The following is an 18,619-nucleotide window of genomic DNA, read 5'->3' as shown; positions in this document are numbered from 1 at the left end:
GGTAGCCTCGCGGCGTAGTGATGCGAGCACAGTCTGGCGCGATCACGTCGACTCGGCTCGTTCCCCTGCTGGTGGAGATGGGTGCGACCGTGTCATTGCGGTCTCCGGGCGTCGCGACCGCGGCGTCCGGAGAGTCCGTGTTCGCAGTATGCGGGAGGTCGCTGAGCAGTCACGACGTGCAGACAATTGCCTCTCTCGGCGCTATCTCGACACTGCGCGGAGCCGGACTCCCCCGCCTCGAAGACGCTGCCGAACGCCATCACGAGATCGCGGCGTTACCGCTCTCGCGCGATGACCGGCGCGGGCTGTTCTCGGTGGGACCGGTCGCCGTGGAGGCGGACGCGGTCATGCCCTTGCAGCGCGATCCGGGATCGGTCTCGAATCCGGAGTGGGCCCATTCGATCAGCGTGCAGTTGCGGCGCCGTTACCTGGTGAACCGACACGCCGAGTTCGTCAGTTTTCCAGTAAATCCATTGTGGGACAAATACTTCGAGTAATTCGATCAATGCGAGGCCAGTCCGGTGCGGATGGCGATGGCGGGCTGCAACGCACATCTGATCGTTGATCTCGCATATGCGGTATCCGTATCGGCACCTCGCTCGGCGATCTGTGAGACGTCGCGGCCCTGGCGTACACCAGAACCGGACGCACCTGCAAGAATGACTTCATGACGCGGCCCCGCACAGGAGATGGCAGTTCGAGCTCCGCCCTGCGTCGGGTGCGAGATCTTCTGCACGGCCCGGCAATTGTCTGCGATGCGCACAGATCGATCCGCGATGCCGCGACGATGATGACGGACGCCGGTCGCCGCGCTGTGGTAATCCCCACCGACACAGATGCTTACGGCATTCTCACCGAAGGTGATCTGCGCAGTCGCGTCATAGTCGGCGGAGTCGACGTGGGACTACCGGTCTCCACCGTGATGACACCGTCCGCCGTCACCGTCCACCCGGATCGACTGGGCGCCGACGCCGTGACGGACATGCTCGAACACGGGCTCCGGCATCTGCCGGTGGTCGCCGACGACGGCATCCTGCTAGGTGTGCTCGAGTTGAGCGACTTGTTGACATCGGCGACCAATCAGGGTTTCGAACTACGTGCCGCACTGGCCAACGCGGTCGACGACGCCGATCTGATCGAGCAGGCGCGGGCGGTTCCGGTGCTGGTCACCGAATTGGTGACTTCTCGGGTGTCACCACTCGACATCGGTGCAACCTTGGCTGTGCTGATCGACGTCACCGTCCGGCGCGCCATCGAATTGGTGGTCGGTGGCGACGGAGGCCCCGACTTCGCCTGGTTGTCGCTCGGTAGTGTCGCCCGTCGCGAAGCACTTCCCTCGTCGGACATCGACAGCGCACTGGTCTGGGGCGGGGCCTCACATCGTGACGGTGCGGCTGCCGCGAAACGTATCCACGACATTCTCGACCTGTGCGGATTCCCGCGCGATACCAAGAACGCGGTTGCCACCCAGAGTCGATTTGCCCGCACTCTTCCGCAGTGGCGAACGGCTCTCGAGAAGTGGGTGTCCAACCCGTATCAGGATCAGGCGCTGGTCATGCTGTCGATGCTCGCCGACGCACGCGTGGTGGCCGGCGATCCGACTCTCGATCCGCGTCCGGCGGCATTGGACCAATTACGCCTTCACCCAGCGGTGATGCGTGTGCTGCTTCGCGAAGCGGTGGGCGAGAAGGCGAAACTTCATTCCTTCCGGGACGTGGTCACCCGTCGCACGGGAACGGTGGATCTCAAGTCCACGGCTGTGCAGCCGATCGTGAACATCGCCCGCTGGGCGGGAATCTCGGTGGGTGCGCGCACCAGTTCGACGCTCGAACGCCTCAAGGCTGCAGCGGGCAGCGGTTTCCTGCTCGACGACGACGCCCAGGTGTTGATCGAGTCCTTCGAAGTTTTACAACAGATCCGGGTGCGTCACCAAGCTGATCAGTTCGCGGCCGGTAATCCTCCCACCGACGAAATCGTCGTCGCCGATCTGACGCCACTCTCGCGCAGCCTGTTGAGTAATGCGGTTCGCGAAGTCGCAGGCGTGCAACGACGTCTGGAATATGCGTCGACAGCGGCCGCCTTACCGGATATCGAGCCGTGAGTTCGACTGCACTCGAACATGTTCTGGCTGCCGAGCGGCTCGAGGGCTGGCAACCGAGTGACCAGCAGATCGACGAACTGGGAGCCGTGCTCGGTGGCACCCTTTCTCGGCGTGAGTATTTCGAACAGGAACTCGCTCGGGCACTGGCAATGTCGACGAGACCGAGGGCCAGGACTTGGTGGCGGCGCGCGGCGCCGTACGTCTATCGCGGGACGTCGGTGCTCGAGAACAGTTTCGGGTTGCGTGATCCCGCGGCTCTGCAGTCACTCGAGTTCGCCGTGTCCGCGCTTCGGCTCGGCGAAGCGCACCTGGGCCGCGATCATGTTCCCCACACTCGCGACTCTGCGGAGCTGTTGCTCCTCCACCAGCACGTTTTTCAGGATTTGTACCGGTGGTCGGGGCACATCCGGACCGTCGACATCAGAAAAGGCACGGCTACCTTTGCGCCGGTGTCGACGATCCGCGGTTACCTCGCCGCCGTCGACGAGACGATTTCCGGATTCGACTGGCCGAGCCTCGATCACGGGTCGACCGTATTCGCGCTGGCCGAGATATACGCGGCTCTCAATCACGCGCACCCGTTTCGAGAAGGAAACGGCCGCACCGGGACTCTGTTTCTACATCGCCTGACCCTCGATACCGCCTACCGGCTCGACCTGTCGGTCGTCTCGCGAACCGACTGGGTGTCGGCGTCGCGAGATTCGGCGCCGTTCCGAGCAACAGGTACCGCGTCGCCTCGCCCGTTCATGAGCGTTTTCACGCGGGCACTGACACCAGCGTCGACGCGGTGAGGATGCGGGCGACCCTCGCCGTGGTGAGCGACTCCGGATTCTCACTCGACAGCAGTGCGTACAGCTAGGCGCCGGTAAGTCCGTCGCCATCCTCGACGGCACAGAATCCGACGTTGCCCATTGGCCTGGCGCCCATGGCGCCGAGCTTCACCACCCAGATACAGTCCCCCGTCGATATTCGGACAACCCTGAGTTTATACAGGTAAAACTGGACAGTTTTACCTGTATAAATTACCGTGAGGAGGTGACCGAGAATTCACCGTTGTCCTCGACCTCAGCCCAGGCATCCCAGGCGGTTCGCACTGTGATCAGTCGTCTACGACGCCGAATTCTGCGGGCGGCAGAGGCTGAAGACATCACCCTGGGTCAGGCTTCGGTTCTTGCCCGACTATCCGATACGCCCGGAATGACGGCGGCCGAGTTGGCCACTGTCGAGGGTGTTCGTCATCAATCCATGACGGCCACCGTCAACTCGTTAGGGACTTCCGGACTGGTGGAGCGGCGACCTGATCCCGACGACGGTCGACGGGTACTGCTCAGCTTGACCGCAGCGGGTAGTCGACGTGTAGAGGAAGGACGCACGGCTCGGCAGGAATGGCTGACCGGACAATTACAGGTCAGGTGCACCGAGGAAGAACGACTGACCGTGATCGCAGCCATGTCGGTGCTGAACCGGTTGACCGATGACTGAACGAGCACCCGATGTAACCGACGAACCCACGAAGCCGGGCTTCAACCGACGGCTGCTGCCTGCGATGATCCTGGGTTCGATTCTCAACCCCGTCAACTCCACGATCATCGCGGTCGCCCTGATCCCCATCGGGCGGGCACTGGGTGCACCGCCGTCGCACACCGCGTGGCTGGTATCCGCCCTGTACCTGGCGACGTCGCTCGGCCAGCCGATCATGGGGCGTCTCATCGACATCTTCGGACCCCGACGGGTCTACCTTGCCGGTACCGCCTTCGTCGGACTCGCCGGCGTTGTGGGAATGCTCGCGCCGAACATCGCGGTTCTGATAGCAGCGCGTGTGCTCCTCGGTTTCGGAACGTGCGCCGGTTATCCCGCTTCAATGGCGTTGCTGCGGAGTGAGTCCCAACGCACCGGCGAGAAGAATCCCAACGCAGTGCTGACGGCGCTGGCTGTCGCCAGTCAGACGGTCGCTGTCCGTGGGCCCACTCCTGGGCGGGCTGCTCATCGAATTCGGTGGCTGGCGGGCTACCTTCGCTCTCAACATCCCACTCGCACTTGTCGCCCTGCTCCTCGGGTACCTCCGCCTACCCAAGGCTGCCGCCGCACCGCCCCAGAGCAGACGGCTCGTGAGCCGACTCGATCTTCCCGGGATGGGACTGTTTTGCGCGATGCTCGTGTCGTTACTGCTGTTCCTGATGAACCTGCGCGTCTCGAGCTGGTATCTACTGACGATCTCCGTCTTCGCGGGCGCCGCGTTCGCGTTCCGCGAACTGCGAGCGCAGTACCCCTTCATCGATCTGCGAGTTCTCGGAGGAAACCCGGCCCTTCTTGCCACCTACGGTCGGGCGATCGTCGCGTATGTCGTGAGCTACGCATTTCTCTACGGCTTCACCCAATGGACCCAAGAGGGCTTCGGCCTGTCCGCGTTCCATGCCGGTCTGGTGCAAATACCGTTGTTTCTCACGGGGATCGGCATCTCGATAGTCTTCGGTCGCCGCCAGGGCGTGAAGAGTAAATTGGTGATCGGCGGTCTCGGCCAGATCGTCGCCTGCTTGCTGATGCTCACTCTCACCGGCGGCAGCCCCCTGTGGATGTTGCTACTGGTTGCGTTGATCTTCGGAATACCGCAGGGATTGAACAACCTTGCCTTGCAGAACTCCGTCTACTTCCAGGCCGATCCCGAACGCACCGCCTCGTCTTTCGGGCTTCTGCGGACGTTCGCATACATCGGCTCGATGATCGCTTCCGCGGCCACCGCGTCGTCCTTCGGGGAGAACGCCGACACCGGCGGGATGCACCATCTGGCGTGGATCATGCTGGCCGCCGGCGGACTCTTCTTCCTCGTCACGGTTTTCGACCGTAGCCTCACTCGTACTCGCCCGACAGATTCCGTCGCCTCCTGACCGACCGACATACAAACCCGAAAGGCCTACCGTGACCGGCACTGCGCTGCTCCTGATGGATCTTCAACTCAGCCACCTTGCTCACGTCCCCGATACGTACCTGCCACACGCTGCCCACGCACTTCGGGCCGCCCGAAAAGCCGGCATTCCCGTGATTCACGTGGCTCTACAGTTACGCTCCGGACACACCGACGTCCATCCTCGCAACAAGATTTTCGGCTCTTTGCCGACGCACCTGTTCACCAACGACGACCCTGGTGCGGCCTTCCATCCTGACGTCGCACCACAGGAAGGTGAGCTCGTCGTCTTCAAGAACCGGATCAGCGCCTTCGCCGGAAACGATCTTCGGCAAATTCTCCACGCGCAGGACCTCACCCATCTCGTCCTCGCCGGCGTCGCAACCGGCGGCATAGTACTGTCCACCGTCTTGCAGGCCGCCGACCTCGACTACGAGATCACCGTTCTCTCCGATGCCTGTGCCGACCGCAACCCGAACCTGCACGAAACCCTGCTCAACGACGTGTTCACTCGGCGCGGTCGAGTTGTCACCACCGAGGAGTGGGCGCGAACGCCGGGATTCACCGCGCGACTGTCCGCGCCGTTCCAACGAGACGGTACTACCCAGGAGAGGTAGGTCTGATCTCTACGTGCGAGGGCTTCAACGGTTTCCTCCCCCAGCACACGTGCGACGAGATCATCGCCTGAATTCTCGATCACGGACTACGCCGGGGGCAAGTGGCGGACCGCACCGACGGCGTCTCGATGGGTGTCGCGATTACCGTTCCCGTGTCACCGAGGAGTTCCGGTGTCACCGAGGAGTTCCGGTGTCATCGAGGAATCGAGAACTCCCCCGCCTCCGACCAACGCTGCCGCTCGGCGACAAACGCGACTGTCTGCATCGCCCGGAATTTCTCGATCGACGTGGAGTTCGAAGCCAGGAAGTCCTGATGTTCGGCGAGCGAGAAGCTGCCGTCTTCGATGCTCACACCTGCACCGCGTCCGGCAGCGGTGTCGGCACGTAGGTCGAGGAGTTCCTCGGGTTCGACGGGGTACCAGGAGATTCGGTCGAAGAAGCGCAACAGCCAGGGAGTGCCTTCTTCGAAAGGGCCTGACTTCTCCGGGTGCCGGTGATTCCACACTTGCGTCGTACGGCCCACGAACTGGTAGCCGCCCGGACCCTCCATTCCGTAGATGCACAGATACGCCCCACCGATTCCGACGGCGTTTTCCGGGGTCCAGGTTCGGGCCGGGTTGTACTTGGTGGTGACGAGGCGATGTCGCGGGTCGAGTGGCGTGGCGACCGGCGCGCCGAGGTAGACGTCACCGAGTCCCAGGACCATGTAGTCCGCGCCGAAGACGGTGTCGAACACGTCGTTCACCGACTCGAGGCCGTTCATCCGGCGAATGAACTCGATGTTCCACGGGCACCATGGCGCATCGGCACGCACACCGTGCATGTAGCGCTGGATCGCTTCACGAGTGGCGGGGTCGTCCCACGACAACGGCATCCGAACCGTGCGACTGGGCACGACCAGTTCGTTGGCGGCGGGCAACGTGTCCTCTACGTCACCGAGCATCGCCATGAGTTTCGGAATCGGCAGCACGTCGGGATCGACTCGCACCTGCAGGCTGCGAATTCCGGGCGTCAGATCGAGCAGTCCGGCCGGCTTCTCGAGTTCGAGCCGTTGATGCAGCGCATGCGCTCGCGCCCGCAACGCCAGATCGAGATTCATCTCGCCGTACTCGACCAGGACGTTGTCCTCGCCCGAGCGCCGATACGTCACCGTCGTGTCGCCGTCACGGCGGGCGATCACCCCGTCGTCGCCGTCGCCTCCCGTCGAATGAACGATCGAGCTGGACGCACGACGCGATACTCCCAGGTCGCGGCGCGAGGCGGCCCGTTCTGCACGTACCGGCACAAAGCGAACGGTGTTTCCGGGAGCCAATTGACCGAGCTTCCAGCGGTCTGCGGACACAACGGTGACGGGGCAGACGAAACCGCCGAGGCTCGGCCCGTCCGGCCCGAGCAGGATCGGGGTGTCCCCGGTGAAGTCGAGCGCACCGACGGAGTAGGCGTTGTCGTGAATGTTCGACGGATGCAGCCCCGCTTCACCTCCGGTGGTCCGCGCCCAATCCGGCTTGGGCCCGACCAGACGAACCCCGGTGCGATCGGAATTGAAGTGCACCTCGTAGTCGGTCTCGTACAGTGTCTCGATGTCTGCACGGGTGAAGAACTCCGGCGCCCCGTGCGGGCCTTCCGTCACAGCAAGTTCCCACCGGGTATGAATGGACGGGATATGCTCGCCAGGAACAGATTCCGGCGATCCGGCCGCTTGGCCGAGCGTCAGTACGTCACCCGCGCGCAATGTTCGCCCTTCGTGACCACCGAATTTTCCCAGTGTGAACGTCGAGGCGCTGCCCAGGTAGTCGTCGGTCTCGATGCCGCCCCGGACGAGCACGTAGAGTCGAAGACCCGGACCGCTGACAGTTCCGACGTCGAGCGTCGCCCCTGCCGGAACGTGAACCGGTCGCCATTGGGCGTGGGCCACGCCGTCGACCAACACCGGCACGGGTGCGCCGGTGACACAGACTGTCGTGTCCTCGTCGAAGGTCAGCGCGGGTCCGGCCATCGCGCATTCGATTCCGGGTGCGCCTTCGGGGTTTCCGAGCGCGGTGTTTCCCAACCGAAACGACAGGTCGTCCATCGGCCCCGATGGCGGAACCCCGATCTGCCAGTATCCGATACGTCCCGGATAGTCCTGAACGGTGGCGAGCATCCCCGGCCGAACGACGGTGAGTTTGGTGTTCATTCGGTTGCCTCCGGCCTGGTGACGATCATGCGAACTTCGGTCGGATCGAAGCCGTTGCACGGGTTGTTGATCTGTGGGCAGTTGGATACGAGAACGAGAGCGTCTCGTTCGGCCCGAAGCGCGAGCCGTTTACCCGGCGCCGAGAGCCCGTCGACGATGCCGAGGGTTCCGTCGGGGTCGACGGGCACGTTCATGAAGAAGTTGATGTTGGACACCAGATCTCGCTTGCCAATCCCCCACTTGGCGCCTTCGATCAGGAAATTCTCGACGCACGCGTGCTGGTGTTTGGTGTGATGGCCGTACCGGAGTGTGTTCGATTCCTGCGAGCAGGCGCCGCCGACGGTGTCGTGATTGCCCACTTCGTCGGCAACCAAGGTCATAAGCGCGGTGCCGTCGTCGCTACGCAGGACGGAACCGGTGGTGAGAAACAGATTGCGCTGCGTCATGACGGTCGCCGCAGCAGAATATCGAAGCGCGAGATCGTCGGCGGCATAGATCAGCGTGTCGACCGCCTGGTTGCCGTGCAGATCCACGATGGTCAGCACATCGCCGGCTCGAACGACCGCCGACCAGGGTCCGAACGCCTCGGCTATCTCGTCGAGGATCACCGTTCCGGGAACGAGAGCGGGAACATCCAGGGTGGCGGTCATGCGATCTCCTCCAGCTGCGAAGCAATCCAGGCATCTTCGGTATTGAGCACTGCACGTTGATATTCCGGTCCTCGTTCGGCGAGGACCCGTAGTTCGTGGACCGCATCCCAGGCGAGCACTTCGAGGGCCGTCGTGGGGAACTCCGCCGCCGGATCCAGTGGGTGCGCGGTGTTGGCGATCATCACGATGACGGGCAGGTGGATGAGAAGGTCTACTGCGGTGTCGGCGCCGGCCGACCCGGTGCTGGTGAGCACGCCGTCGGCTTCGACCGTCACTCCGTGGAAGAACGAGAGAGGCGGCGCGATGTCTCGGGGCTCGAGACCGTTCTTCGCCGCGGCCACCGTGAAGAGCTCTCGCCCCGCCGGCGCAGCGCTGTGCAGCGATCCTTGACCGTATTTCGCCTCGTTGCCCGCGCGTGAGGTGGTCCCGCAGAAAGCATCGTGACGACCGGAGGAATCGGCGACCACAGTAGCCAGCACGCGGCCCTGATCGGAGAGCAGTGGGTGCCCTACTCCGATGTAGGCCTGCCACGGCACCTTCACGGTGTCGGCGACGTTGAGCCGCTCCCAGGGTGCGTCGGCGCGGTAGAGCAGGATGTTGGCGCAAGCATGCCCGGCAAGGTCACGAAGCCGCAACCGCGTACCGCGGCCGAGAACCTTACTCGTGTAACGCCCGCCCGGCACCGTCTCCGCCCAGGTCAGGCGATCGGCAGAAACATCGGTGGGCGGGTCCGGCCACCGAGTGGCAGGCAGGACGGGCATGGAATCGGTGACGGTTCCGGCTTGGGAGCGGGCGTGCTCGCGCGCCCCAGCGGTAGTTCCGGTGCTCGGGGTACTCATGTCAGGCTCCGATCGTGACGGGGTTGGGGGTGGCGCGACCGCGTGGGAAGCATGCGATTCCCACAGCCACGACTGCGGCGACGGTGATGGGCGCGGCCCACTGCAGAATCGGGTATTCGCCAGTGGGGTTGAAGATCTCGGCGCGCGGCCAGGACAGATTGATCACCATCAGTGCGCCGTACAGGACGGCGGCAATGTTGACGGGCACACCCCAGATACCCAGCGTGAAGAGCTTGCCCCCTTCCGCGTCGAACTTCGGGCCGGCTGCGGTGCCAGGCCAACCCTTCAGTCGTCGTACCAGCAGCGGTACCGTCACCATCAGGTACGCGAGGTAGATCAAGATGATGCAGACGCTGGACAACGTCGCGAAGATTGCCGAGTTACCGACATTGACGGCCAGCACGGCAATGCAGATCAGACCGATGAGGATGGAAGGTGCAATCGGTGTGCCGGTGCGGGCATTGACCTTCGCGAGCAGTGGTGAAGCAGGCAGCCGACCGTCGCGCGCCATCGAGAACATCAGCCGGGATGCGGCTGTCTGAATTGCCAAGGTGCACACGAACACTGCGATGGACACGTCGATCAGCAACACAGTGCCCCACGGTGAGCTCAGGATCGAGGTGAGCACGTACGGCAGACCTTCGGACGCGAGACGACCGTCGGTCAGCGACGGCGCTGCCATCAACGCGCCGAGGATCATCAACCCACCACCGAGTGCCGAGGCGGACAGTGCGAGGCGAATGGTGCGCGGTGCGACGCGGCGAGGATTGCGGGTCTCCTCGGCGAGTTCTCCGGCCGATCCGAAGCCCACCATGACGTACGCAGCCATGAGACCGGACATGATCCACGCCCAGGCATAGCCACCGTGACCGCCCGCGGTACCGGTGTCGAAAACCACGTCCGGACCACGCTGCGCGTGGGTGAAGAACATTCCGACCACAGCGATCACGCCGACGATCTCGCAGGTCACGCCGATGTTGTTGATTCGCGACATCCAGTTGACGCCGATGCAGTTGATGAACGTGGTGAGAACCAGCAGCACCGAACCGAGCAGAACCGCATTCGCGGCCCCACTCGACGACGTGAGCGCGCTGTCGTCGCCGATGATCTGGAACCCGCTCCAGACGTTGGGCAGTACCACTTGCAAGGCGATCGCCGCTGCCGAAGCGGTGACAATCTGGGCGAGAATCATGAACCACCCGGCGAACCAGCCGACGATCTCACCCCCCATCCGCCTGGACCACTGGTAGACCGCGCCTGAAATTGGGTACCGGGCAGCAAGTTCCGCGAAATTGAGAGCCACCATGAACTGACCGAGGAAGACCACCGGCCACGTCCAGAAGAAGGCGGGACCAGCGAATCCGAAACCAAGGCCGAATAATTGGAAGATCGTGGTCAGAATGGAGACGAAGGAAAAGCCGGCCGCGAACGACGCGAACTTCCCCAACGATCGATGAAGTTGCTGCTCGTAGCCGAACTCCGCGAGGTCTCCGTCGTCGTGTGGCGGCGTATCGAGCGCAGATGTGGTGTGCGACTGCCCAGACGTTGTGTCGGGCGGTACCGCCGGGATTGTTGCACTCAACGGAGTACTCCTTCGACGAAGAGGATCGGAGTCGAATAACTGTCAATTGACAGTTTTCGCGAAATCCAGCCGCCGCAGGTGACACCCGCGTATACGATTCACCGAATTCTGTAACAGCTTCGTTGATCAGGTTTCAGACAGATGACCAAATGCTCACAACCGGTCACGACGCGCCCGCACCCGCCGATGATCACCGCGGGAGAGTGAAAATGCCACTATGGAGATGTGACCAACGTCGGCCCTGGAAGACCTCGACTGACCGCCCGTCGACGTCCGGGCGGGACTGCACGGGCGGAAATTCTCGACGCCGCTGCCGAACTCTTCACCACGCGAGGCTTCGCCGCGACCTCGACCCGTCATATCGCCGAAGCAGTGGGAATGCGGCAAGCGTCGCTTTACAACCACTTCGCGACCAAGGACGACATTCTCCTGTCCCTGCTCGAGGGGACGATCACACCGGCTCTTCGATTCGCCGATCAACTCGCTACAGTCGACGCCCCTGCTCCCACCAAGCTCTACGCACTGGCGTACCTCGATTCCGAACAGTTGATCTCCGAGCGCTGGAATCTCGGCGCGCTCTATCTACTGCCCGAACTTCGCAGCGATCGGTTCTCGGCATTTCGCACCGACCGGGAACTACTCAGAGACCACTACCGGTCCCTGGCACGAGAGTGCGTCGACAGTGACAACCAGCTTTCGGATCTACCTTTTCGACTGGTCGAGAGTGTTATCGCTGCGCGCGCCGACCAGACGGAACTACCGGAGGCCGACATCATCGCCTCGGCAGCTGTTCGCGTACTCGGACTGGCCGACAGCCTCGCCGACGCCAGAAGCAACGCCGCCGATCTCATCCGCGAGACGGGCAACGCCTCGCACACTACCCAAACTCCAGCCGCACAGCCCTCGACGCAGTGAAACCGCAAACACGCGGAGTTCTTCCTACCCCACGCGTTTGCGGTTCCAACACAGACAGACAACGTCTGCCTGCGATCTACACAGACAACGTCTGCCTGCGATCTACACGGACAACGTCTGTCCGGGGTAGATCAGGTTGACGTTCGACACCTGCCCGGCAAGGGCCGCGAGCGAAACACCATGCGCACTGGCGATCTTGGAGAGAGTGTCCCCCGCCTTGACGACGTAGTTTCCGCTACCGGTGTGAGCGACGGGTGCCGATTCCACGGCCTTCACGGGTGCAGCGGCAGCCTGAGCGCCACCGGCAGTGGTGCCACTGGTGAGGTACTTGCCGCAGACCGGCCACGCCCCGACACCTTGACCGGCGAGAACGTTCTCGGCCACGCGGATCTGCTCGGCCTGGCTGGCATTGGCAGCGTTGCCCGATCCACCATAGGCATTCCAGGTGCTCTGAGTGAACTGCAGGCCACCGTAGAAGCCGTTACCGGTGTTGGCCGCCCAGTTTCCGGACGATTCGCAGTTGGCGACACCGGACCAGTCGTGGCCGGCAGCCGACGCGGTTCCGGTGCTCATCGCGAGGGGGATGGCGACGACTGCACCGGCGGTTGCAACAGCGCCGAGGGCGCGCTTGAAGGTGAAGCTGGTCATCAGGTAAATCCTCTCCGCGACCGCGGACGGCGTCGATCCGACGGAGAAACAAGTCGGGATCGATCAAGACGTCTGTTGCACTTCTGCCCCGCGAAGGTTTCGGGAGTTCCGGACCCGCGGGGCAGAAGTACGCGGTTGCGGGTCGGAGTGTGCCCGGTTGATTCGGGCTGTCAACGACCGTAGGTGATGGTCACGGATTGGTCACGGTCGGTTTTTTGGTACGAACGTGCAAGAAAAATCGCCCGACATGCCCGGAACGCCCAGCTCACCGTTTAGATTGGAGCTTCAACCATACCGATCGTTATCCGTTCGTTATGTGGCAATCGTCACTGAAAAAATGTGGTCTACAACACTGAAATCGGCCGTGTCGCACAACGCCGAAAATGCACTCCAGTGTTAGCGAAAGCCGAGAAGTGAGGTCGGCAACCACCCATCGCGGAACACACGGGTCGATGCCGACCCGGCACTCGCGAGACCCATGGACAATAAGCAGATGATCATCGCCGTCGAAGGGCCCAGCGCCACGGGCAAGACGACATGGTGCCGATCTCACGCCGAGAGGTTCGTCCCGGAGTATCAGCCGACGGGAACCGAACCGAACGGCACCGATCTGCCCATCCAGGCGATGTACTGGGTAGAAGTCAATTCACAACGGTGGTCGAACGCAGTTGAACTGGAATCCGTGTCCGGTATCGCCTTGTGTGACAGCGACCCGTTGAAACTGCACTACAGCTGGAGCCTGGCCAGAATCGGTGCAGGACCACCCGAACGGTTCGAACACGAACTGGCGGCAGTCGAGATCGCTTTCGCTCAGGAGCGGCTCGGGTTCGCCGACCTGACGGTGATATCGATTCCACCGACCGATCAACTCGTCCGCCGACGCGAGAGTGACCCCACGCGGCGTCGTCGAAATTTCGACCTCCACGCCAGGCTCGCCGAACCGCTCGCTCAGTGGTACTCGGCCATCGATGCTCTCGACTCCGGCCGCGTGCTATGGGATTTTCCGGACCCACTCGAGTCCGACCGCTTTCCGCCGCCGCGCCCGTACCGCAGTGACGGCGAGCTACTGCGCGCGCTGACCGACGCACTGCCACCGCTCCGCGGCTGAGTGGCATCCGGTCAACGCGCCCGCTGGACTCTCTTCTCGTCCCACACCGGTGAATCGCTCTCGTAGACCTGGCCGTCGGATCCGAACACCAGAAATCTGTCGAACCCCCGAGCGAACCAGCGATCGTGGGTCACGGCGATCACGGTTCCCGCGAACTGCGTAATACCTTGTTCGAGCGCATCGGCAGAATGTAAATCGAGGTTGTCGGTAGGTTCGTCGAGCAAAAGCATGGTCGCGCCCGACAATTCGAGCAACAAGATCTGCAGGCGGGCTTGCTGTCCACCGGAGAGGTCGTCGTACATCTGTTCGGCAGACTGCGAGAGTCCGTATCGATCGAGCGCCCTGCTCGCAGCTTCGCGCCCCATCCCGTCCCGATGTTCGTCCCCCAGATGCAAGATCGCGAGCAGCGTGTTTCCAATCAGATCCGGACGAGTGTGGGTTTGAGCGAACAGTCCCGGGCGGACTCGCGCGCCGAGCACGGCGGTACCGCTGTGTACGACCGGAGCAAGATCCAGTGCTTCGACCGGCTGATGTTCGGTTCCGGGGTCGGTGCCGCCACCGGCGAGCAGTCGGAGGAAGTGGGACTTACCCGAACCGTTGGATCCCAGAACCGCAACGCGATCGCCGAACCAGATCTCGGTGTCGAACGGCTGCATGAGTCCGGTCAGCTCCAGATCGGTACACACCAAGGCGCGCTTGGCTGTCCGGCCGCCGTGCAGTCGAACCGTCACCTTCTGTTGCAATGGAATCGCCTCGGGTGGACCGGCATCCTCGAACTTCGCCAGACGGGTCTGTGATGCGTGGTAGCGCGCGGCGACGCCGTCGTTGAACTTCGCTTTCTCGCGTAGACGCAAGACCAACGCACGAAGTTTCGCGTGTTCTTCGTCCCACCGCTTGCGCAACTCCTCGAAGCGCGCATTGCGGTCCTCGCGGGCCTGATGGTAGTCGGCGAGGCCGCCGCCGTGGGTCCACGCGGTAGCGCCGCTCGCACCCGGTTCCAACGTCACGATGTCAGTCGCGGAGTTCGCGATCAACTCGCGGTCGTGACTGACGAACAGTACGGCCTTGGGCGACTCGGAGATCGTCTTCTCCAACCATCGTTTACCGGGCACGTCGAGATAGTTGTCCGGCTCGTCGAGAAGAAGTACCTCGTCCGTCCCGGCGAACAGGGCCTCGAGTACGAGCCGCTTCTGTTCGCCACCGCTGAGCGTGTCCGCAGCACGCCACTTCGCCCGGTCGAACGGCATTCCGAGAGCTGACGTGGTCACCTTGTCCCAGAAGTCCTCCATCTCGTATCCGCCCGCATCGGCCCAGTCGGCGAGGGCGTGCGAATACGCCATCTGACTGGGCTCGTCGTCGCGCTCGATCATCGCGTTCTCGGTCGCGTCGAGGGCATGGGCGGCGTCACGAACCTGCGCCGGCGATATCGAGAGGAGAAGGTCGCGGACTGTCGAATCGTCGCGAACCTGACCGATGAACTGGCGCATCACTCCCAGAGTTCCGGATCGGGTGACAGCTCCTTCGTCAGCAGTCGCATCACCTGCGATGATGCGTAGCAGCGTGGTCTTCCCGGTGCCGTTGGGGCCTATCAGCGCCGTCTTGGCTCCGTTGCCGACTCGAAAACTGACTCCGCTGAGCAACTGCCGTCCGTCCGGCAGGAAATATTCGACGTCGGCAATGTTGATATGACTCACTACCCAAGAGAACCCTATCGAGGCGGGCATTGCCAAGCGATTAAACGCCTGCGCAACGCATGTACCGTGCTGATGCCCGCAATCGGCTACGACGCAGATTATTTCACATGATTTCGGCGGGCGTCGTGACCGCCGAAGATCTCCGTCGGTCGAGCCCGATACACGTCGTCAGTACGCCCGGCCGAAGAAAACTCGCGTGCCGTACGCCGATTGGACGCCACATCGAACGCACGGGCCGACTGTTCGGTCACCGTCGAGGGGTACGCATCGAGGAGTAGCCCCTGTGAGCGATTTGATCTCGGCCTCACAGGTAGAACCTCCACAGTGCAGCGATCGCGCCCATCCCGTCGACACGGCGTCCACGAAATCGTTCCAGTTCTCCGCCGTCCGAGTGCGGGTGTCCCTGAATTGCGTGGCACGGGCCAGTAGGAAGTCCTGGAACTCGTCCAGCACAGCGGGGATGGTCTCGGCCAGAGTGGCGATCGGCATTGCCTCTTTACCGACGGCTCCGAGCCGCCGGACCATCAACGTGCTGCCTGCTTCAAGGTCTCGCGGACCCAGTTCCAGCCGGATCGGGACACCGCGCATCTCCCACTCGTTGTATTTGAAACCTGGTGAAAGTTGTGGACGAGAATCGACGTGTGTTCGAACGCCGGCGGCGCGTAGGCGTGCCGCCACCTCGGAAGCAGCCTCGTCGACCGCGGTGTCGTCGCCACGAGTGATCGGAACGATCACCACCTGGTACGGCGCCAGACGCGGCGGGAGGACCAAACCCTTGTCGTCACCGTGCGTCATCACGAGCCCACCGAGCATGCGGGTACTCATGCCCCAGGACGTTGTGTGGCACAGTTCGTCTCGACCTGAGTCCCCCGTGTAGCGGATATCGAACGCGGTGGCGAATTTTGTTCCCATGTAATGCGAGGTTCCTGCCTGCAGTGCACGACCGTCACGCATCATGCCCTCGATCGTGAACGTGTCCACTGCGCCGGCAAACCGTTCGCCCGGCGTCTTGGTGCCCGGAACAACCGGCATCGCCGCCAGATCACGCGCCACCTCCTGATAGATGCCCAGGGCGAGCATCGTCTCGGCCCGCGCGGCACTCTCGTCGGCGTGCGCAGTATGTCCTTCCTGCCAGAGGAATTCAGTGGTACGCAGAAACATTCGTGGCCGCAGCTCCCATCGGACTACGTTCGCCCACTGATTGAGGAGCAATGGAAGGTCACGGTACGAGTTGATCCACTTGGACATCATCTCGCCGACGATCGTCTCCGATGTCGGACGCACCACCAGCGGCTCGTCGAGCTCCTTACCGCCGGCGTGAGTGACCACCGCCAACTCCGGCGAGAATCCTTCGACATGCTCGGCTTCGCGGCCGAGGTAACTCTGCGGAATCAGCATCGGGAAGTACGCGTTCTGGTGCCCGGTGTCCTTGATGCGTCGATCGAGTTCGGACTGCAACAGCTCCCAGATTCGATAACCGTACGGTCGGATGACCATGGTGCCCTTGGCCGGCCCTCGATCCACCAGACCAGCTTTGAACACGACCTCGTTGTACCAGGCCGCGAAGTCCTCACTTTGATCGGTCACGCCGCGTTCGTCCCGCACCATGCGCCGACACTACTTCATTCGACGAGCAGCACCAGTTTTCCGCGAACCCGTCCGGCTTCGCCGACTCGGTGCGCCTCGATCACGTCGACGAGTGAAAAGGTCTGCCCGACGGAAAGTGAGAATCGCCCGGACTCGATCAACGGTCCTACCTCGGCAAGCGCGTGGATCGCGCGACCGGAGTCTCCTCGACTGAAGCGCACTCCGTACTTCAGGGCGCCGTCGATGTCGGCGACGGTGATCACTCGGTTCGCTCCGCCCGTGAGATCGACGAGTTCGGGTAACACTCCACTACCTGCGACATCGAGTGCCACGTCGACGCCGCTCGACGCCAGCGTACGGACGCGCTCTACGAAACCTTCGCCGTAGGCGACCGGCCACGCTCCGAGGCCGCGCAGATACTCGTGGTTGGCAGGACTGGCGGTGCCGATCACCTGTGCGCCACGCGCGACCGCGAACTGGACGGCTGCGCTTCCGACGCTCCCGGACGCGCCGTTGATCAACACCGTGCTGTTCTCGACGACACCGAGCTGGTCGAGAGTGCGGACGGCCGTCTCGACAGCAGATGGCAAGGCGGCGGCACCTGCGAAGTCGAGCGATGCCGGGATCGGCGCGAAAAACGAGAGCACCGCCAGTTCTGCCTGCGCCGCCCCGTCGGTGGTGAACCCGAAAACTCGATCGCCGACGTTCACATCGGTGACGCCGTCGCCCACCTCGTCCACGATGCCGGCGGCCTCGTAGCCCATGGTCTGAGGCAGCACCTGATCCATCAGGCCTTGACGCTTCTTCCAGTCACTGGCATTGATTCCGGCCGCACGCACCGCTATTCGCACGTGGCCTGGACCTGCGTGAGGGTCGGGCAGATCCACGATCTCCAGAACTTCCGGACCCCCGAAACTGCGAAAAGCGGCTGCTTTCATCATCGACTCCTGTCTCGACCTGGCGGTCGTGTCATCGAGTGGAAATATCAACTTCCGAGACTATTCCCGGCGCTGCGCGGTCGCGGTCAACCCGTCGAGGAGGAGGTCGAGCGTGAAGTCGAAACGCTCGTGCCCGTCACCGGAGGTCAACTCCCGCGCATACGCGACAGTATTGGGGAAGCGTTCCACCGGAAGCATTTCGAACCGCGCGACCACCTCGTCCCGGTCGACGATTCGGCCGTCGACGTCCTGCTCCGCATGCCACCTCAGCGACACTTCGAAGCTGTACGCGCTGACATAGAGGAATGCCGCATCGATTGCCCAGGCCGCAGATTGCGGCACCACTCCCCCCGACAGAAGGATCGTGAGCATCCCCTCGCTGATCCGAACGGTGTCGAGACTGTTCGGAACCCCTCCCAACGCGGCCCGCGAGATGCCTGGGTATCGAAGGTAGTTCTCGCGCAGTTGCCCGCACACGTCGCGGAACTGCTCTTTCCATCGTGCGGCTTCCGGCGTCGGTAGGTTCACCCGCGCGCACAGTTCGCTGATCAACAGTCCGTCGAGGTCCGCCTTGTTACGCACGTGCGCGTAAAGCGACGCCGGACCGGTGTCCAAGGCAACGGCGACCCGCCGCATGGTCAAAGCGTCGAAACCTTCCGTCTCGACGAGTTCCAATGCGGCATCGACTATCCGGTCAACCGTGATAGGCACCTTGCGCTGCCGCGGGGCGGCGCGTTTGTCGTCCAATGCCGCGATCTGTGCTGCCCATCGGTCTCGGGCAGCGATGTCACTCGAAGCGTTCTTGTCGACCATTTCTTCATTCTAACAGTTGACACGAACAGCGTTTGTCTATAGAACAGTG

General features: G+C 63.0%; 17 protein-coding genes and 1 pseudogene. 9 read left to right on the top strand and 9 right to left on the bottom strand.

All coding sequences use genetic code 11. The annotated features are described in order from the left end of the window. Positions 1–20: 20 nt before the first annotated feature. The 7 genes and pseudogenes from ABH922_RS09635 to ABH922_RS09605 all read left to right on the top strand — a co-directional run bounded on the left by ABH922_RS09635 (position 21) and on the right by ABH922_RS09605 (position 5,620). Positions 21–497 (top strand): hypothetical protein, encoded by a 477-nt coding sequence (locus ABH922_RS09635; RefSeq protein WP_424806705.1) that lies wholly within the window; start codon positions 21–23, stop codon positions 495–497. A gap of 170 nt (positions 498–667) precedes the next feature. Next, positions 668–2,101 carry a putative nucleotidyltransferase substrate binding domain-containing protein gene (locus ABH922_RS09630; protein ID WP_424806704.1) on the top strand — a complete coding sequence of 478 codons (1,434 nt, stop codon included), beginning with the start codon at positions 668–670 and terminating at the stop codon, positions 2,099–2,101. After that, positions 2,098–2,892 carry a Fic/DOC family protein gene (locus ABH922_RS09625; protein ID WP_424806703.1) on the top strand — a complete coding sequence of 265 codons (795 nt, stop codon included), beginning with the start codon at positions 2,098–2,100 and terminating at the stop codon, positions 2,890–2,892. The genes ABH922_RS09630 and ABH922_RS09625 overlap by 4 nt, the downstream gene beginning before the upstream one ends. Before the next feature lie 244 nt (positions 2,893–3,136). Next, positions 3,137–3,583 carry a MarR family winged helix-turn-helix transcriptional regulator gene (locus ABH922_RS09620; RefSeq protein ID WP_424806702.1) on the top strand — a complete coding sequence of 149 codons (447 nt, stop codon included), beginning with the start codon at positions 3,137–3,139 and terminating at the stop codon, positions 3,581–3,583. Beyond that, positions 3,576–3,920 (top strand): annotated as a pseudogene (locus ABH922_RS09615) (MFS transporter); the annotation flags it as partial. The gene ABH922_RS09620 and the pseudogene ABH922_RS09615, both read left to right, overlap by 8 nt. A gap of 139 nt (positions 3,921–4,059) precedes the next feature. Continuing rightward, the gene (locus ABH922_RS09610) at positions 4,060–4,986 is read left to right on the top strand and encodes an MFS transporter (RefSeq protein WP_424806701.1); all 927 of its coding nucleotides are present in this window, start codon (positions 4,060–4,062) and stop codon (positions 4,984–4,986) included. 31 nt (positions 4,987–5,017) lie between these two features. Next, positions 5,018–5,620: a cysteine hydrolase family protein gene (locus tag ABH922_RS09605; RefSeq protein WP_424806700.1), complete on the top strand. Its 603-nt coding sequence runs from the start codon at positions 5,018–5,020 to the stop codon at positions 5,618–5,620. 193 nt (positions 5,621–5,813) lie between these two features. Here the strand turns inward: ABH922_RS09605 and ABH922_RS09600 are convergent, their stop codons facing one another. From ABH922_RS09600 to ABH922_RS09585, 4 genes are read right to left on the bottom strand one after another with little or no spacing between them, the layout of a single operon-like run. Next, positions 5,814–7,796, bottom strand: a complete 1,983-nt coding sequence (locus tag ABH922_RS09600; RefSeq protein WP_424806699.1) for a 5-oxoprolinase/urea amidolyase family protein — start codon at positions 7,794–7,796, stop codon at positions 5,814–5,816. Beyond that, the gene (locus ABH922_RS09595; RefSeq protein ID WP_424806698.1) at positions 7,793–8,446 is read right to left on the bottom strand and encodes an urea amidolyase associated protein UAAP2; all 654 of its coding nucleotides are present in this window, start codon (positions 8,444–8,446) and stop codon (positions 7,793–7,795) included. Before ABH922_RS09595 ends, ABH922_RS09600 begins: the two co-directional genes overlap by 4 nt. Further along, positions 8,443–9,285, bottom strand: coding sequence for an urea amidolyase associated protein UAAP1 (locus ABH922_RS09590; protein WP_424806697.1), 843 nt, complete (start codon positions 9,283–9,285; stop codon positions 8,443–8,445). Before ABH922_RS09590 ends, ABH922_RS09595 begins: the two co-directional genes overlap by 4 nt. Position 9,286: 1 nt before the next feature. Continuing rightward, positions 9,287–10,867 (bottom strand): amino acid permease, encoded by a 1,581-nt coding sequence (locus tag ABH922_RS09585; RefSeq protein WP_424806696.1) that lies wholly within the window; start codon positions 10,865–10,867, stop codon positions 9,287–9,289. Positions 10,868–11,092: 225 nt separating this feature from the next. Between ABH922_RS09585 and ABH922_RS09580 the strand changes: the two genes are divergently transcribed. Beyond that, on the top strand, positions 11,093–11,782 hold the full coding sequence (locus tag ABH922_RS09580; protein ID WP_424806695.1) for a TetR/AcrR family transcriptional regulator: 690 nt from the start codon (positions 11,093–11,095) through the stop codon (positions 11,780–11,782). 102 nt (positions 11,783–11,884) lie between these two features. Here the strand turns inward: ABH922_RS09580 and ABH922_RS09575 are convergent, their stop codons facing one another. Continuing rightward, a complete protein-coding gene (locus ABH922_RS09575) occupies positions 11,885–12,430 on the bottom strand; it encodes a transglycosylase family protein (protein WP_424806694.1) in 546 nt (181 codons plus the stop codon). A 493-nt stretch (positions 12,431–12,923) separates the two neighbouring features. Here ABH922_RS09575 and ABH922_RS09570 point away from each other — a divergent pair, with 493 nt between their 5' ends. After that, positions 12,924–13,538 carry a hypothetical protein gene (locus tag ABH922_RS09570; RefSeq protein WP_424806693.1) on the top strand — a complete coding sequence of 205 codons (615 nt, stop codon included), beginning with the start codon at positions 12,924–12,926 and terminating at the stop codon, positions 13,536–13,538. An 11-nt stretch (positions 13,539–13,549) separates the two neighbouring features. Here the strand turns inward: ABH922_RS09570 and ABH922_RS09565 are convergent, their stop codons facing one another. The 4 genes from ABH922_RS09565 to ABH922_RS09550 form a co-directional block, all read right to left on the bottom strand. After that, positions 13,550–15,232 (bottom strand): ABC-F family ATP-binding cassette domain-containing protein, encoded by a 1,683-nt coding sequence (locus ABH922_RS09565; RefSeq protein WP_424806692.1) that lies wholly within the window; start codon positions 15,230–15,232, stop codon positions 13,550–13,552. A 168-nt stretch (positions 15,233–15,400) separates the two neighbouring features. Continuing rightward, complete coding sequence (gene proS, locus ABH922_RS09560; RefSeq protein WP_424806691.1) at positions 15,401–16,840, bottom strand: proline--tRNA ligase; 1,440 nt, start codon at positions 16,838–16,840, stop codon at positions 15,401–15,403. A 14-nt stretch (positions 16,841–16,854) separates the two neighbouring features. Next, on the bottom strand, positions 16,855–17,757 hold the full coding sequence (locus tag ABH922_RS09555; protein WP_424809615.1) for an NADP-dependent oxidoreductase: 903 nt from the start codon (positions 17,755–17,757) through the stop codon (positions 16,855–16,857). A gap of 60 nt (positions 17,758–17,817) precedes the next feature. Beyond that, positions 17,818–18,570: a TetR/AcrR family transcriptional regulator gene (locus ABH922_RS09550; RefSeq protein ID WP_424806690.1), complete on the bottom strand. Its 753-nt coding sequence runs from the start codon at positions 18,568–18,570 to the stop codon at positions 17,818–17,820. Positions 18,571–18,619: the final 49 nt, after the last annotated feature.

It is taken from the genome of Rhodococcus sp. 27YEA15 (assembly GCF_049739425.1).
Classification (GTDB): domain Bacteria; phylum Actinomycetota; class Actinomycetes; order Mycobacteriales; family Mycobacteriaceae; genus Rhodococcus_F.
This window is presented reverse-complemented; position numbering and strand designations above follow the sequence as displayed.